Annotated in this window: 12 protein-coding genes and 1 pseudogene; 2 read left to right on the top strand and 11 right to left on the bottom strand. The window is 49.0% G+C overall.

Annotation, left to right across the window (positions count from 1 at the left end; genetic code table 11):
- Positions 1 to 109 precede the first annotated feature (109 nt).
- Positions 110 to 658: a hypothetical protein gene (locus tag ACO0K8_RS04210; RefSeq protein WP_422945361.1), complete on the top strand. Its 549-nt coding sequence runs from the start codon at positions 110 to 112 to the stop codon at positions 656 to 658.
- Between the two features lie 97 nt (positions 659 to 755).
- A complete protein-coding gene (locus ACO0K8_RS04205; RefSeq protein WP_422945360.1) occupies positions 756 to 1,067 on the top strand; it encodes a BON domain-containing protein in 312 nt (103 codons plus the stop codon).
- Positions 1,068 to 1,429: 362 nt separating this feature from the next.
- Here ACO0K8_RS04205 and ACO0K8_RS04200 read toward each other — a convergent pair whose 3' ends face one another.
- From ACO0K8_RS04200 to ACO0K8_RS04150, 11 genes and pseudogenes are all read right to left on the bottom strand, one after another.
- Positions 1,430 to 2,929, bottom strand: a complete 1,500-nt coding sequence (locus tag ACO0K8_RS04200; protein ID WP_422945359.1) for a hypothetical protein — start codon at positions 2,927 to 2,929, stop codon at positions 1,430 to 1,432.
- 9 nt (positions 2,930 to 2,938) lie between these two features.
- Positions 2,939 to 4,195: an ATP-grasp domain-containing protein gene (locus ACO0K8_RS04195; RefSeq protein WP_422945358.1), complete on the bottom strand. Its 1,257-nt coding sequence runs from the start codon at positions 4,193 to 4,195 to the stop codon at positions 2,939 to 2,941.
- A gap of 1 nt (position 4,196) precedes the next feature.
- On the bottom strand, positions 4,197 to 5,657 hold the full coding sequence (locus ACO0K8_RS04190; RefSeq protein ID WP_422945357.1) for a pyridoxal phosphate-dependent decarboxylase family protein: 1,461 nt from the start codon (positions 5,655 to 5,657) through the stop codon (positions 4,197 to 4,199).
- A gap of 172 nt (positions 5,658 to 5,829) precedes the next feature.
- A complete protein-coding gene (locus ACO0K8_RS04185; RefSeq protein WP_422945356.1) occupies positions 5,830 to 6,780 on the bottom strand; it encodes a hypothetical protein in 951 nt (316 codons plus the stop codon).
- A 294-nt stretch (positions 6,781 to 7,074) separates the two neighbouring features.
- Positions 7,075 to 8,369: pseudogene (locus tag ACO0K8_RS04180) on the bottom strand (NAD(P)/FAD-dependent oxidoreductase).
- A gap of 208 nt (positions 8,370 to 8,577) precedes the next feature.
- The gene (gene speB, locus ACO0K8_RS04175; protein ID WP_422945355.1) at positions 8,578 to 9,516 is read right to left on the bottom strand and encodes an agmatinase; all 939 of its coding nucleotides are present in this window, start codon (positions 9,514 to 9,516) and stop codon (positions 8,578 to 8,580) included.
- Positions 9,517 to 9,606: 90 nt separating this feature from the next.
- Complete coding sequence (locus tag ACO0K8_RS04170; protein WP_422945354.1) at positions 9,607 to 10,965, bottom strand: glutamine synthetase family protein; 1,359 nt, start codon at positions 10,963 to 10,965, stop codon at positions 9,607 to 9,609.
- Positions 10,966 to 11,036: 71 nt separating this feature from the next.
- Positions 11,037 to 12,335: an NAD(P)/FAD-dependent oxidoreductase gene (locus ACO0K8_RS04165; RefSeq protein WP_422945353.1), complete on the bottom strand. Its 1,299-nt coding sequence runs from the start codon at positions 12,333 to 12,335 to the stop codon at positions 11,037 to 11,039.
- Between the two features lie 108 nt (positions 12,336 to 12,443).
- Positions 12,444 to 13,817, bottom strand: a complete 1,374-nt coding sequence (gene glnT, locus ACO0K8_RS04160; RefSeq protein ID WP_422945352.1) for a type III glutamate--ammonia ligase — start codon at positions 13,815 to 13,817, stop codon at positions 12,444 to 12,446.
- A gap of 74 nt (positions 13,818 to 13,891) precedes the next feature.
- Positions 13,892 to 15,379 (bottom strand): aldehyde dehydrogenase, encoded by a 1,488-nt coding sequence (locus tag ACO0K8_RS04155; protein WP_422945351.1) that lies wholly within the window; start codon positions 15,377 to 15,379, stop codon positions 13,892 to 13,894.
- A 171-nt stretch (positions 15,380 to 15,550) separates the two neighbouring features.
- On the bottom strand, positions 15,551 to 16,981 hold the full coding sequence (locus tag ACO0K8_RS04150) for a DUF3138 family protein (RefSeq protein ID WP_422945350.1): 1,431 nt from the start codon (positions 16,979 to 16,981) through the stop codon (positions 15,551 to 15,553).
- Positions 16,982 to 16,996: the final 15 nt, after the last annotated feature.

The raw sequence follows: 16,996 nt of genomic DNA, 5'->3' as shown, positions 1-16,996 counted from the left end.
TGATATCGGAATTTTCCGACGCTTGAAGTAAACCGAGTCAGGCTTTGAATTAACAAAGTCTTTTTTTGACTTAGCATTCATTAAATATTGAAAATTAAAGGGAACTAAAATGAAAAATCCATTCGCAATGATTTTGATGAGCGCAGCGATATTTGGCTTGACAGGCCAGGCAATGGCAGCGACAGCAGAGGCGAAAGCTACGTATAAGGCAGCCAACGAGTCGGCATCGGCCGACTACAAAATAGCGCATGCCAAATGTAATAATCTGAAAGATAACCCGAAAGACGTCTGTATTGCTGAAGCGAAAGCGGCACGCACCGTAATCGAAGCGAACGCCAATGCGCAATATAAAGACACTTTGGCTGCGCGCACTACGGCAGCAAAAGACATTGCTGATGCTAACTATGACGTTGAAAAAGAAAAATGCGGTAGCCAGAGCGGAAATGCCAAAGACGTTTGTATAAAAACGGCCAAAGCAAATAAAGTGATTGCCGTTTCTGACGCTAAAGCAGACAAAAAAGTAATTGATGCGCGCGTCGACGCGAATGAAGATAAGAATACCGCTGAGTATAAAGTTGCATTGGAAAAATGCGATGCGGCAACTGGCGCGGCAAAAGACGCTTGCGTTACATCTGCAAAAAAACACTTTGGTAAGTAAGTTTTAAAACCAGCAGTTTAGTTTTCTCATGTTACTCGGTGAAATAACTACACCATTTTTTATCCAATTTATGGCTTAATTTTTATAGGAATTCATCATGAAAATCGCACATCGTATCGCCACTCTTTTATTCGCCGCATCTTTAGTTGTCATTGCCGGTTGTGCATCTACGGCTAAACATGAAGGCACAGGCGAGTATGTTGATGACGCTGTCATCACAACCAAAGTAAAAGCAGAAATTTTTAACGAGTCTACACTTAAATCTTCAGAAATTAATGTTGAGACTTTCAAAGGCGTGGTGCAATTAAGCGGCTTTGTTTCATCTACTGCAAATATCGATAAAGCTATAACAATCACACGTTCAGTTAAGGGTGTTGTGTCAGTTAAAAACGATATGCGTTTGAAATAGAAGTCGCCAAGTTTTTTGGTGGTTGCTCCGTTTTATATAACGGTCAAGGCAGAACTAGCGTACTCTTCGTGAGTATTGCTGGTTCTGCCTTTTTTGACTCCTTAGTGATCAGTTGCGAGGATAGCAGCAGCCTGGGCCATGTCGTGCATTTCGTCAGATCGGCGTTTTCCCTTGCACTGCCGTATTCCAGTCACCCAGAGTCCGCATAAGTGCAGTTCGGTAAACTGGTCTGCCGTGGCACTGTTTGAGCTTCCCCGAATGACATGGTAAAAATCACCGAATAGATCTGGCCCTGGTGTCGTCAGAATTATTTGTTTATTCGGACTGAATGCTATTGCAATAATTTTCTTCTGACATACTTGTTACGCGACCGATGCTAGCTCACAGGCGGTGTCTAATACTTGCATGGCATTCTGAATAATTTTCTCCGCTGTGCTTCCGTTCTCAGAGATGGCTGCTACGATCAGGCGGGCGCTTAAACATAGGCGTAAGGCACTTATCAGCACCTCATTGCGGGCGCCGCATAGTACCGGTTGACCAACATGCATCGATTTTTCTGTCTGTAATTTTCTATAGACAGCCAAAGTTTGCTCACGATTGAGTACGTGTTTCCCATCCGTCGAGTTCAACACAAAGGGGAAAATAGTAGGCAAACTATCCCAGCCGGGTGGACAGAGCAGCGCATCGCGTTCAAGTCTGGGTGTAGGTAATAAGCTCAGTTGGGGATGGCATTGAAAATATTGAAGCAGGGCGGATTGGAAACTTTGAATAAAATTGCTAATGTCCGTATCGCTTAATGCACGAAAATCGCGTAACTCTGCTAAGGCCGCGACCCAGCGTAACAATAAGCCGAAGTTGACTGTTTTACGCAGCTCGTCTGCGTTGGCCCAAGCTCTGGGCCAATCCGCTCGACTTGAATAGTCCAGCAGAGCATTCGGAATAGCGAGTTTTTGCAAGCGACTCGATTGCGTGGCCGGAACAAAAAGCGCACCAGAAAAACTTGGACCAGTTAAAAATTTTGACCCGGTAACAGCGACTAAAAATTGTTGATCCAGATACGCATGCAGGCTGGCATTCGATATTCTAAATTGGCAGGCGTCGACCATGACATCAAGCTGATCCGGGTATTGGCGGGACAGTCGGATTGCAGTCGCGATAGAAGGGCTGATTAAGCCGGTTTTGGTAACATCCGTGAGTACCAATAATACGTGCTTGTTTTGCTGAATCGCCTCCTGGACCAAGATATCCACTTCATCATCAATCTCTTGACTGTGACGGGAGTCTCCGTCCGCGCGCCGCAAAGCGACTTGCGCTAATTCGATTTGTTTGGAGTGCGCAATTTTTTCACCGCGAATTACGGCAGAACCCAAAGCCGTATGCTCGTCAAAATGCCTACCAGACAAAGCCGATGGAACGGAGCTTCCGGTTTCTACTGCTTCGACCATAACGACCACGGTTGGTGCTAAGGATAAGCTGGCGAATAGCTGCGAGGCGATCAGGTGCAAGTCTGTGCCGGATGCCGCAAAAATAATATCAACACCTGCTTGGTGGTTTAAATCGCACAGTTGTTTCAACTCTTGGCGTACGACCTCAAGTTCGTTTTCATATAACTGGTATTGCGTATTGTCGCAATGCACGGCCTCTATTTTTTTATAAATACTTTGGGCTGCAGCAAGCGCCTTTATGGAAATAGTGGACGCAGTTGCTGAGCCAAAAGCAAATAGATTTTCTTGCGCAGTATGCGGATTTACCGCACAGCCGTATTTGTTGACGGCGTCTGGACCAGGTGCAATCCTACTATCGCCACCTTCCACCAGTAGTTGTTTTAGACTAAATAAATTTTTACTGGTGGTGGCACGCATGGGTTTTTTTCAGATATCTTGCGGTGGAATGGCGCAAGACGCCTTTTTGACTAACAGGTCGCGAAAAGCGGAAAAAAGTTTTTTCATCGGCGCTTGCTTATAAGGGAATAGGTCAACTGGATCCATCGCATGTACGATCATGTCGCTATCCACTTCAAAAATCAATAATTTTCCATCCTGAGTTTCGCCACAGTCAATTCCTACGTAATCCAAGCCTAGTCTCTCGTAGATTTCTTTAAATGCAGCGGTATGTCTTGGCGTAAAGTCAGTATCGAAATGTTCCATGAAGTGTTTTTCTTCGTCACGTTTTTCGGCGCTGTCTGCCATACCAGCATTCAAATAATGAATCATCCAATGTTTGGAAATCCCCATGTGGGAAATGAAAGGTTGCCCGTCGATGAGGATAATCCGGTATTTTCTGAATTGACCGTCCTGGCTACGATAGTCGACGAAGCGGGCGACGTAAAATTCTGCGCTGGGTACCGCTTGTAAATAGTCGGGAATTGCATCAAGCCCAGTTAATTTCCTTAAGCCCTGACCTGCATGTGATCCGAGTGGCCGAACAATGATGGGAAAATTGTCGCCATCGAGCAGCTCAGTAATATCCAGTTCGCCCCGTCCAAGTTGATCCAGAGTTGCGCGGTCTATGCGAATCGACATAGGCATCTCAACGCCATCGGCAGCTTGCAATAGTTTGAACGCATTATCTCTCCCTAATTGGCGAATGCGTGCCGGAAAATTAATAACTGGTTTGGGCCATAGTTGAACAATCTCTTGTAGATCCTCTAACAGCGCATGTTTCTCATCCGCTTCGCCAACAGCGACAAAAACTACATCATGTTCTGGTATTGCGGGCAACGCTGGAATACCCTCGCCGACGTACAACAAGCTTAGGGCGATATCAGAATCTTCCAGCAAAAACTCCAACGGGGTATTGGCCATTAAATCGCCGACAGTCATCAACGCTAGCAATTTTATTTTTGTTTTATGGACTGAAGGGATCGCATACAACGGCTGCAATTTTAATGCTTCCATCTGCATCGTCAATGCCGTGTCGCGCTGGCCTATCAGTAACAAGACCGTGGCTAAATCCATTAAGGCATTGGCATCGTCAGGAACTTCTCGTACACGTGTTATCAGGCTTGACCCTAGAGGTTTTAGATCAACGTCAGAGAACGCCTGGCGCATCAGTGGCGCAAGTCCTAACAATTTGCTTTGATGATCCGAATTGATGCTCATTTTTTCTGGGTTGCACTGGTCGCTCATTTTATTCTTGCCTTGGTTGAGAGAGCCTGTCGCCGATGGCGATAGTGGCGTTGATTAAAGTGTCTATGTCGACTGAAGTCGTTCTATGATTGACGATCGCAGCACGAATCGCGATGTTTCCATGCACCAAGGTAGTCGATGGTGCGGCCAGGCCTGATTCTTGTAAGGCAACGACGATGTCTGCATTGAGTTGGTCGAGATTATCAGCTTGAGCGCTGAGATAACGGAAGCAAACAATGTTTAATGCGACTGGGGCGAGCAGTTCAAGCTTTGCGCTGGCATCGATACATTTTTTTAAATATTGTGCCAGTTCACAGGTATGGCTAATCATTTGTCCTAGGTGATCGGCTCCATACACTTGTAGCGTAAACCAGGTCTTGAGTGCCCGGAAGCCGCGCGACAGATCGGGGCCAAAGTCACACGGCCATGGCGATCCGGCAGCTAGCCCTTTTGCTTCGCGACGCAGATAACTAGCTGGCGTGGCAAATGTTGCCTGATGTGCTAAGTGATCACGGACCAGGATAAATCCTGCATCGTAGGGTACCTGTAACCATTTGTGGAAATCGAAAGCGATAGAGTCGGCACGTTGTATGCCGGTCAGACGCGTTGCAATACTTGGTGCAAGCATGCCGAGGGCTCCATACGCACCATCGATGTGGAACCATATCTGTTCCTGTTCAGCGATATCTGCCAATTGGCTAAGATTATCAATGGCACCGACATCTACTGAACCGGCCGTACCGGCGATAAAGAATGGTGTTAAACCCAACTTGCGATCAGTTGTGATAGCTGTTTTGAGCAGGTCGGTATCCATTTCAAAATGGTCGTTCATAGGAATGATACGTAATGCATCCATCCCAATTCCTGCCATATCCATCGCCTGTGCAATGCAAGCATGTGCACCTGCCGAGGTATATGCGACCAGATGTTGGGCGGAAGATTGTAGGCCCGTTTGACGTACACTGTTCCCTAAAGCCACAGATCTGGCCACTAACACGGCGATGAAATTCGCCATTGAGGTCCCAGTCACAAACAAACCACTGGCCGTATCCGGAAAACCAAAAAGTGCACTGACCCAGCGCGTAATTTGTCGCTCGACTTCGATCGGCATGTGATCACGTCCACCAAGATTGGCATTTAAGCCTGCTGCCAGCATTTCTGCCAGCGTTCCGACTGGGTTGCCGCCCCCGTGGACCCAGCCCATAAAACCAGGATGTGTGTTGCCGACCGAGTAAGGGAGGATATTTTCCATAAATTGCTGATGCACCAAGGATAACTCGGTTGGGGCCATAGGCAGTGCTTGCTGAAATTTGGCGCGTACTTGGTCGGGGATCGTTTGCCAGACCGGCCGCTCCCGGATGTGCTCCGTGTAGTCGAGTATGTCGTCTAGCATACGATGCCCCTGTGCACGAAGATCGTGCCAATCGCTGGGGTCTAGTGTATCGGGAGGTCGTCCTGTCATTTTTTACTAACAAAAAGAAATTTTCTTATGTCCGATTATCGATGATCGCGCCACAATTAAAGCAGGGAACAAGGCAGATTTAATAGTCTTAATAGACTTAATTGGCACCAGGGACAGTACTTCCTTCAATCGTCTGATCTGATACCGCAAAGTCGCGGTTCGGTATGCTTGCTTAAGCTCGCCCTAAATAATCGGCAAAAAAATTCAATTTAGCGCGGGCGCGTTGACTAGACCAAAAATCGGAACTTTGTGTGATGGTCCGGTCGTTTAACTTGATATTGATCTCAAGCGGTCTGCGCATTAATACACAATGAACGTAGGTGGCAAAGCTTTCTGCAAAATCGTCGTAAGCATTGGTAGACGCATACAGCGTTGGGAAAGAGGTTTTATCTAAACCCTGGTAAATTTCGGGGATCAAGTCTCCTGCAAGCCGCTGCTCTGAATTTACATTTGAGTAAAAGGAAAGCATTTTTCTGTAAGTGAAATCCTCTCTCAGTAAGGGAATAATTTCGTTACTCATCGCAATTTGCCAGGAGAGGCTTAGATAACTGTATTCTTCGCTTGACTTAAACTTCTGCGCACCAACCCACCAATCGGGTAAGAACTCGCTTTTTGCCGTCAATACATGAGCAAACTCGTGAAGCAACAAAAACTGTAAAGCATTTTTTCTATTATCATTTTCTGGCGTTTCGATAAGCACATCAATTTTGTAGTGCGTATCGGGCACGAAAGGAGAATTTTCCTTCCAGTTGGCCCATTCGTTCGCCACGCGATATAAAAATATGTCTGCATCGAGCAGCGTTACAGAGCCTAAGAGGCAACCATTAGCACCGACAACCACGTCGGTGATCGCCGACGAGCCTAAACCCCGTGCAAAATAAACGCCAAGCAAAGGCTTGTCGAGAAGTTTTAATACAGTTGGGTGGATTTCTGCGATGGCAGCTTTTACATCGGCTAAAAAGTCTGGTGGCGGCAAAATTTTCTCGGGATTGCCGTCTTGCTTGGTGGCTAGATTGATCGCGGCAACATGCGCCAATAGCTCATCGCTAGCGACGCCTAATCGATCAAGCAATGGGAGCTTGAGTTGATGCTCCCAAAATGCTGGTTCAGAAGTAACGATCATGCGCTTAGCCCTTACCCTTGGAAATACTAGCGAGTTGCAATTCGTTCACTGTGGTTTGATCGGCTCTCATATCGATTCCGTGCATATGCTTAGACTTTAAACATCTATATTAACGGGCAAATTTCTTAATAGTTATTTTTATTTTTCATTTTCATTATTTTATTGAGAACTGTTTGATAAAAGTCGCGTCGGCGCTTCCTTAGACTCCACATAAATAATCGCTATTGGGTTGGGTCCCACGACCACGTTACTTTTGCATGTAATCTTGTTTCGAATACTCGTCTGGTTCCAGTCTTAGATGTAATCACGCAAACGGTAGTAAGACATCCCTAATACCTGGAATAGACCCGCCAGACGCTCGCCGCCTGGGAAGGTCGGATTTCTTAATGTGCTAAAGAGCTTAAGGTGGCTGTCGTCACCGCAAATGGCTTCGGCCAGAACCCGTCCCGCGACGCAGGTGGGGACAATACCGTGACCCGAAAACCCTTGTGCCCAATACACATTGCCGCATCGTCCAAAGTCTGGTGTGCGTGGCATGCTGATGTCGATGTGGCCACCCCAGGTGAACTCAATCTTGGCATGTTCAAGTTGCGGGAATACCTTAAGCATGTCTTGTCGCATAGCTTGCGTCAGATTGTGAGGAGTTCGTCCGGTATAGGAACATTTTCCGCCGAATAGGAGACGCTGGTCCTGGGACAGCGGAAGTAGTCGAGTATAAATTGATTGTCCGATACTGCATGACCGGTGGGAAGTAATTGCTGCGCCACGGTGGGCGAGAGTTGTTCGGTGGCGATCATATAACTGCCTACTGGCAAGATCTTGTGTTGGAGTCGCGTGTCAAGTTGATCGATATAGGCATTACATGCCAGTACCAGTTGGTTGGCGCGTATCTGGCCATGGGCCGTTTGCACGCTTATCCCTTCGTCACCATTGTGTGCCTTGTAGCTAAGCGCCTTTGAGTTCTCGAAGATACGCACGCCTTTTTGTTCGGCGGCACGCGCCAAACCTAATATATATTTTAAAGGATGCAGATGCCCGCCTTGGGTATCCAATAGTGCGCCTTGGTAGCGGTCGGAACCTATGTGGTCACGGAGCGCATCTTTAGGGATGAATTGCAAATCCTCATAGGCCCATTTGCTGAACGCTTCTTGCTGCCAGTCTGTGAGGATCTTGACGCGATGCGGTAGCACTGCGGTCCATAGATGACCCGACTTCAGGCCACAATCTATCTGATGTTCGACTACCAGTCGTCGGATTTCCTGCGTGGCTTGCTGTATCAGCTGCCAGACTTGTCTGGCACCGGCGCGCCCTAAGGCCGCCTCAAAAGGAGGCATGTCACAGGAAAACCCTGGAATAATTTGGCCACCATTGCGACCTGATGCACCCCAACCGACTCGGCTCGCCTCGATGATCGCAACTGATTTTCCGGCTGCAGCTAGACGTAAAGCGGTATACAAACCAGTAAAGCCGGCACCGATGATGAGTACGTCGACGTCGATATTTTCTTCAAGCGAAGGGCGTCTAATTTGCAAATCCAGACTGCTGGCGGCGTAGTAACTGGCGATGTGTTCGGAGCTGGAATCAAACATGGCGACTGTTAGTCCTGACTGAAAATTACAAAATGCACCCCTGCCACTGCGCATATTCCATGCGCCTTGCAGGCCAGGCAGGCTGGAAACCCGCATGGAATATGCGCGGTGGCAGGGGCGTTATAAAATATTGTGAGCAAGCCGAGCAAGTTCCACACTAAATAGTGTCAAACCGTCGCGAGCGGCGACTATGTCAGCGCTGTAACAATCAAGCTAATCGTTTCTTGACCTGTGCGCAAAGATAGGTCCAGACAAATACCGAAGCTGCATTGCTGGTTAGTTCGGCGTGATCATAGGGCGGCGAGACTTCGACGCAATCCATGCCGCACCAGTTGAGATCGATTAGCTCTTCGATAAAGGACAAGACTTGCGCCGATGTCATACCGCCCGGCTCTGGGGTGCCGGTACCGGGTGCGTAGGCCGGATCGAGACAGTCGATGTCCAGCGTCAGATATACCGGTGGGTTGCCTGCCTTCGTCATGCGGGCGCGTATCTCAGCGAGGACTGTTGCCAGTTGGGCTGGGCTCACCAGGCCGCGCAATTCGCGTGCGGTAAATACTCTTCCACCTACGCTATTGACGTATTCACGCGCTTCTTTTTCGGCCGATGAGCGTATCCCGATTTGCATCGAGGCTTCTGGTATTAACAAACCTTCTTGCATGGCCTCGTAGACCCAAGTGCCGTGCCCGGATGGCTCACCGAAGTGATCGGTCCAGGTGTCGCAATGAGCATCGAAATGCAGCATCGCCACTGGCCCTCCATGCACTTTGTTCAGGGCTCGTAGTAAGGGCAGGGTGACCGAGTGATCGCCTCCCAACCACACCATATGATGCGCAGCAAACAGTTCTTCGGCTTGCGGCATTAACGCTGCGCGCATCGCTTCTATGCCGGTATTTGGCAAGGCCAGGTCGCCAGCGTCACAGAATACGCCTAGCGGCGTGGTATCAAATAATGGATGGGTGGCGTCGCACAACATTTGCGATGCAAGACGAATCGCTTGTGGGCCAAACCTTGCGCCCGGACGATTGGTGACAGCACCATCAAAATTGAGCCCGGCCACTGCGAAAGGCATGTCGGGTGCTTCGGCACGCTTTGGACCATTTAAATACGTGCCGCTGGAACGGTACGCGAAATCGTGATTTGCCATAATATTACTTTCAGACTTGATTTAAATATGCCGGGCTTTCAGTGTTTCGGCTGAACTGTCTTGCTAAATCAAATGTGGAAGCTGCGGCGATCAGGTTTGTGCTGCTAGGAAGCGCCTCTCCCAGGTTCCAATTTCGTAAAGATAGCTTTTGTATTCGAGTTGCTTAACCGAGCAGTAAGCGGTAACGAACGCCTGACCTAACAAGCGCGGTGCCGATGTGCTATTTTCCATTTGCGCGTGCGCTGCCATGAAGCTAGGAGCCAGATCGTGGCTGCAGTCATAGGCACTACCTTCTAGCGCTGCGCTGGGGCTGATTTTCTCTTTGATACCTGCCAAGCCAGCAGCGAGCGAAGCAGCAATCGCCAGATAAGGATTAGCGTCCGCGCCAGCAATGCGGTTTTCCACCCGTCGGGCAGCAGGTCCAGCTAAGGGAATACGCAAGCCGGCGGTACGATTGTCGACACCCCATTGTAGGTTGATAGGTGCCTGACTACCCGGAATGAAACGCCGGAAAGAATTGACCGAGGGGGCAAACATTAACATCATGTCCGGCAGATAGCGTTGCAAACCACCGATGAAATGCTGAAAACGCTCGCTATCGCTACCATCAGCATTGCTGAAAATATTCTTGCCGCTGGCATCGACCACGCTTTGGTGCAGATGCATGGAGCTACCAGGTTGCCCAGATATAGGTTTTGCCATAAAAACGGCGTTCATGCCATGCTTGATGGCGATTTCTTTGGCGGCATATTTAAATAAAAAGGCCTGATCGGCCAGGGCCAAAGGGTCTCCATGCACCAGATTGATCTCGTATTGGGACAGACCGACTTCATGGATCCAAGTGTCGCCCTTGATCCCCAAGGCATCAATTGCGGCATTGAATTCATCCCAGAAAGGCGCCAGCTCGTTAAGCATGTTCATGCTGAAGGCCGATTGCCCATTCTCGGCGCGGCCATTTCTAGCCACTGGCGCGGCCAGCGGCAGATCGGGATTGGCGTTCGGTGCGGTCAGATAGAATTCTATCTCTGGTGCGACTACCGCCGTTAAACCTAGCGCAGCATATTCTGCCAGCACGTTTTTTAAGATAGAACGTGGCGCGAATTGGCACAGATCCCCACTGAGTTCGACACAATCATGAATCGCAAAGGCACGTGGCACGCTGCTCCAAGGGCATAATTTGAGGGTGTTGTAATCTGGTAGCAGGCGAATATCCGGATCGGCGTCTGGAAAAATAGGATCATAGGAATAATCACCAGTGATCGCTTGCATAGGAATAGCCTGAGCGATACGCAGCTCGTCACCACGTGCAAAACTGGCGGCCGGCATCAACTTGCCGCGTGGATAGCCTGATACATCAGGAAACATACATTCAACATCACGAACCCCGTGTTGCTGAAAAAATTCTTGTATTTTGTTTGGCGTTGCCGTTGAAATGGTTGGCATATTCATAGTCTTCTTAATTAGTTTGTGTTCCGCACTTTGCGGCGCAGAGAGTGGCACGTTAGTCGGTGTATCGCGTTCTATAGCATGTCTTTGATTTGGTAATACAGCATCCCCAAGACCAGTGCCGGTGTGCGCATTAATTTGCCCCCTGGGAAGGGATGATGCTTGATCTGGGATAGCAAATCGAAGCGACTAGCTTGGCCGGCGATGCTTTCGGCCGCCAGTTTTCCCGCCATGCCGGTCAATGCGAGACCGTGACCAGAGAAACCTTGCAGATAATAGATGTTGTCGCTAACACGACCAAAGTCGGGACCACGATTCATTGTGATGTCGACAAAGCCCCCCCAGGAATAGGGCACATTGAGATCCGATAACTGCGGAAAAACGTCGAGCATCCGTTTGCGCATACTCGCTACCAGATTCACCGGCGTGGCCGAGCTGTAGCTAACGCGCCCACCGAATAGCATACGGTGGTCTGCAGTGGTACGGAAATAGTCGAGTACAAAATTGGTGTCGCATACCGCTGAGCGTTGGCGTATCAAGGCATCAGCGCGCTCTTTTCCCATCGAGTCGCTGGCAATAATGTAAGTACCGACGGGCATGATGCGCTTATCGAGCTCCGGAGCGACTGACTTGCCGTAAGCGCCAAGATACACATTGCCTGCCAGGACCACAAAATCACAGCTTACTTCGCCTCGTGCCGTTTTTACCAAAGGCTTACTGCCACGCACGATGTCCACTACCGGTGAATTTTCGTAAATCTGTACGCCCGCAGCGCGGGCAGCAGCGGCCAAACCCAGGCAGTATTTGAGTGGATGTAAATGACCGGATTGCGGATCAAACAGGCCTGAATGAAAACGCTCGCTGGCAATCCAGTTGTGGATATTGGCTGCGGCGATAGGCTGCATTTGATAGCCGTAGCGCTTTTGCAGCTCGTCGCTCCATTCAGCTAGTTGACGACCCTTTTTTTCATTTACGGCCACGCTCATATAGCCTGGCACATAATCACAGTCTATCGCATGCTCGGCAATCCGGCTGCGTATCAATTGCATGGCTTCTACGGTAATATTCCAGGCACAACGTGCATCGTCGGCGCCAAATTGCGATTCGATAGCGTCGTCGCTGGCATAGCCGACTATGGCTTGGCCACCGTTTCTGCCGGAGGCACCCCAGCCTACGGTTTTTGCTTCCAATACCGCCACGCTGTAACCTTTTGCACGCAATTCTAGTGCCGTCGATAATCCCGCGAACCCGGCGCCAACGATGCAAACGTCGGCGCTTATTCGTCCACCTAAGGCGGCCGATGTAAGAGGGCGGGTGACACTCGCCTCGTAGTAAGAGTTTTCTGTTAATTGCGCTTCTTTGCTCAGTAACATAGGAGAAACCTGTCCATTCCTTGTTCGTTATTTGTTATTTGTTATTTGTTATTTGTTATTTGTTATTTTGCTACCGTTTTTTGACCCTTGAATTTGATCAATGTTTGATTAAAACTTAGTCATGTAGCGACTGCTTTCCCAGTTGCTCACGTGCTGACTGTATTCCATCCATTCCGCGCTCTTTAGCGCGACAAATTCATGTACAAAGCTTTTGCCTAAGGCATCGCCGAGGATTTGGTCTTGTTTCAATGCCTCTGCGGCGATACCGAGGTTTTGCGGCAGAATTTTTAGACCTAAGTTATCGCGCTCGCTAGCGGTCATCTCGTAAATGTCACGGTTGATAGGCTGGCCGGGATCAAGTTGGCGCTCTATTCCGTCCATGCCAGCTGCAATCACACCCGCCAGTGCCAGATAGGGGTTAGCGGAGCTATCCGGTAGACGCCATTCGATGCGTTGATACACCACACGCGCTACTGTAGTTCGGTTATTGTCACCAAAACCAATAAAGGCGGGAGCCCAGCTAGTACCGGAGAGCGACTCCCCACACATCAGGCGCTTGTAGGAGTTGACGGTCGGTGCGCACAAGGCAGTGAGAGCGGGCGAGTGCTGTAACAAACCTGCCATAAACTGATAGGCGATGGCCGATAAACCTAAGCCACGTTCATCGCCGGTTTTATCATTGGCAGATCCAAAAATGAGATTGCCATCAACGTCAGCAATTGATAGATGGAAATGCAAGCCGCTACCAGGGCGGTCAGCGAAAGGCTTAGGCATCATGGAAAAAATCAAGCCTTCTTCCTCTGCGATATGATGCGCCGCCATCTTAAATAACATGAAATTATCAGCAGCCTTAAGCGCATCGGCATACTTGTAATTGACTTCAAACTGACCGCTGGCGTCTTCATGATCGATCTGAAATACCCCCAGTCCGCAGGCGTCTAGGGACGCTGTTAACTTTTCTAAAAAACGCGTACGGCGTAATAGGCTCTTGGTATCGTAAGACGGTTTGTCCAGTGTGTCCGCCGACTCCGAGTCAATCTTGCCATCCTTGTCTTGCAACAGAAAAAATTCTGGCTCTAGCCCTGCATTGAGTGTCCAGCCTCGCGCGGTAAGGCGTTCTACTTGTTTTTTTAAGATCTGGCGCGGGCAGACCTCAAAAGCCTGACCAGCGACGTGCCCATCTAACACCACTCTGGCATAACCTGGCAACCACGGCATACTTTGTAGTGTCGTTAAGTCGGCCCGGCCATAATATTCAGAGCGCACGCCGGTACGTGGCAGACCTGTTCCCCAAATAGAGGGACCAGAAAATCCTGCCCCCGGATAAACAATGTCATCGAGATGCGTCAGCGGAATTAATTTCCCTTTTGCTGTACCGTGGATGTCGGTAAATTGAGCAAACACGAATTTAATTTGTTGACTTGCCAGTCTGGCTTGATGCTCAGCGATGGTGTCGGCGTTACTTGCGTTCGGCGTGGTCATGGTGGTTATATTTTATGTGTTTCTAATTGGCGAACAGTGAACGAGTACTCAGCTAATACTGAACGAATAGCAAACTACCGTATCCGTATCCAGGTGGTTTTTAGTTCGGTATATTTATCAAAGGCGTGCAAAGATTTATCGCGCCCATTACCTGATTGTTTGTAACCGCCAAAAGGCACAGTGATATCGTCACCATCGTATTGATTCACATGAACAGTACCGGCACGCAAGGCGCGCGCAGTCTTAATTGCGGTACTCAGGTCTGCTGTCCAGATTGCTGCCTGCAAGCCAAACGGGGTGTCGTTGGCCTGCCTGATTGCGTCTTGGATGTCGGTAAAAGCGATGACGGCGAGCACAGGACCAAAAATCTCTTCCCTGGCAATCTTCATACTGCTGTCGACTTGATCAAAGATAGTCGGACTGACATAGTAACCACCGCTCTCTAATTTGACCTGCTGGCCGCCATGCAAGAGTTTGGCACCTTCTGCATTACCAGCAGCGATATAGCCCATTACTGATTTAAGCTGAGTGGCGTCAACGATGGCCCCCATGACGGTCGTCTCATCAAGCGGATCTCCTGGTTGGAAATCGGGCATCATGGCCAAGGCTTTTTCTAGGAACTTGTCCTTGATCGAGGCTTCTACAAACAAGCGGGAAGGTGCATTGCAGCTTTCTCCCTGATTGAAATAGATAGAGCCAATCGCCGCTTCGACTGCTTCGTCCAGATCGGGGCAGTCAGCGCAGACGATATTGGCCGATTTCCCGCCTAACTCCGTCCATGCGCGTTTTAGATTTGATTGTCCTGCCATTTGCAGTATTTGCTTGCCGATCTTGGTGGAGCCGGTAAAGCCTATGCAGTCTACATCCAGGTGCAGAGCTAATGCCGCGCCTGCTTCGTGACCGAAGCCCGGTACCACATTAAAGACGCCAACCGGTATGCCAGCCTCGATTGCTATTTCTGCCAGGCGTAAGGCTGTCAGCGGTGATTTTTCGGATGGTTTTAAGACGACACTATTGCCAGCGGCCAAAGCGGGAGCAATCTTCCATGAGGCCATTAACATAGGATAATTCCATGGCACAATGGCCGCCACCACGCCGACAGGTTCGCGGGTAATTAGGGCCAGACTGTCAGAGGCAGTAGGTGCGATCTCATCGTAAATTTTATCGATGGCTTCACCGTACCAGCGTAAACAATTTGATGCGGAGTTGACGTCAACACTCTGGCTATATTTAATTGGCTTACCCATGTCCAGGGTTTCAAGCAGTGCCAGTTCATCGCTATGTTTCAACATCAAATCGGCAAATTTTATCAGGACGCGTTTGCGCTCTGCTGGCGCTAGGCTGGCCCAGCGACCATCTTCAAAGGCAGCGCGTGCTGATGCTACTGCGAGGTCAACGTCGACCGTATCACAGCGTGCCACAGCGCCTAGATTGCGACCGTCTATCGGCGAAATATTGTCGAAAGTGTTCTCCGACACTGCCCAGCTTCGCTGTCCATTAATGAATGCACGTCCATCGATATTAAGTGAGGCAGCACGCTCATGCCAGATTCTGTTTGTCATGGTTTTCCCTTTTTACTTGGTCTTTTTCCACCTCCATGCACGGCAGGGTGGCGGAAAATTTTCGTCACTATAACTGCGACGGTCATCGCAATAAAATTTGTTAAGGACAGATGCCAGATCCGTGGCACCTGTCTTTGTGTACCTGCCTATGATTTGATCTCTGCGTCGAAATTAAAAACTAACCACCGTCGAAGCGCCGAACAATAAATTATCCTTTTTGTAGGTTTTACTCTGCACGTCATAGAACGTGTTTTCAGATGAACCATCCCTACGCAATTCAAATTTCAACATGGCGTTTGGCGTCAACGCATAATTGAGACCGAAAGTCAGTGCATAGCGATTTGCGCCTTTATTTGGATCGCTGACCAAACCTGTTGCGTTGTCTATGCCAGGACCAAAGCCATTACGATAGTCACCACAAGACGAATCCATAGCCGTTGCTCCAGTTGGATCATTGGCAAGATCAGCGGTACTGCAACCAGCACCAAATACCACGCTAGGAACACCACCACCGTTTGCGCTATTTTTAATGTAATCCAAACGGGCTATGCCTTCCAGGCGCGGTGTTATTTTGTAAGCAGCCAGCGTAGATAATCCTACCCACTTGGCATCTCCACCGTTAAATGCGGCGTTATTAGTCTGCCCAGCTTCGATTTGGCCCTGCCACGTCAAATCACCACGGATGAAATAGGTGTCGGCTTCCAGATAATTAACCGACGTGGTGGCCGACATCTTACCGTGCAAGCCCGATGCTCCCCAACCACCGAACTCACCCTTGGAATAGTCAACGCGCCAGTGCAGGGAGGGCGACTTACGATCGGTGACGCGACCATTGTTCGCATTACCAACCAAAGCTTTGATATCCCACTTGCCTTCTAGATGTTCATATCCGAAACCAGTAAAGAAAGACGGTTCGGTAAAATCAAATAGAAGATTATTGGTAATGGTTTTTTTGGACAATGGTCCGGCTGCTAATTGATACTCATAGCCAGGGTAGGAGCCAAATTGTCCCGCGAGGAAACGATTATTCAAACCGTCAACAGGGATAGAAACGGTCGCCTGATTGACTAATGAGCCTAAGTTGTAGCCGCCACCATCACCGTAACTTTTATGTGGCATCAGTTCTAACAGCCATTTTGTACCGCCTTCCATCTCTTTTTCAAAACGAATTAAGGCAGTGCCGAAGAATGCATTGTCGTAGGCATAAGCAGTTTTTTGACTAGGATGAGTACCATCACCAGCGAGATTTGGATCTGAAAAGTTCTTCATGAACACCACACTGCCAGTGTCCTGGCGTTGGTTGTATATGTAAGTTGGATCTATATAGCCAGATACTTTTAGACCTTTAAATCCACCCGCTTCCAGCTGATCTTCCATTGCTTCAGTCTTAATCTTCATGCGATTAAATTCAGCTTGACTGTCTACTTCTGTGGCGGCAACGGCGACAGATTTGGTATTGATGGATTCGACCATGGCTTCGAGTTGCTTAATTCTCGCCTTCATCGCATCAAGTTCAAGTTTTAAGTCTTGCGCACTTTGCGCCATCGCTGCTACTGGAAATGCCAAAGTGATCGCGATTACAGCTTTTTTCAAAATATGCATGTTTGCTCCTAAGGA

The organism is Undibacterium sp. Ren11W (genome assembly GCF_049340485.1).
Taxonomy (GTDB): domain Bacteria; phylum Pseudomonadota; class Gammaproteobacteria; order Burkholderiales; family Burkholderiaceae_D; genus Undibacterium.
This window is presented reverse-complemented; position numbering and strand designations above follow the sequence as displayed.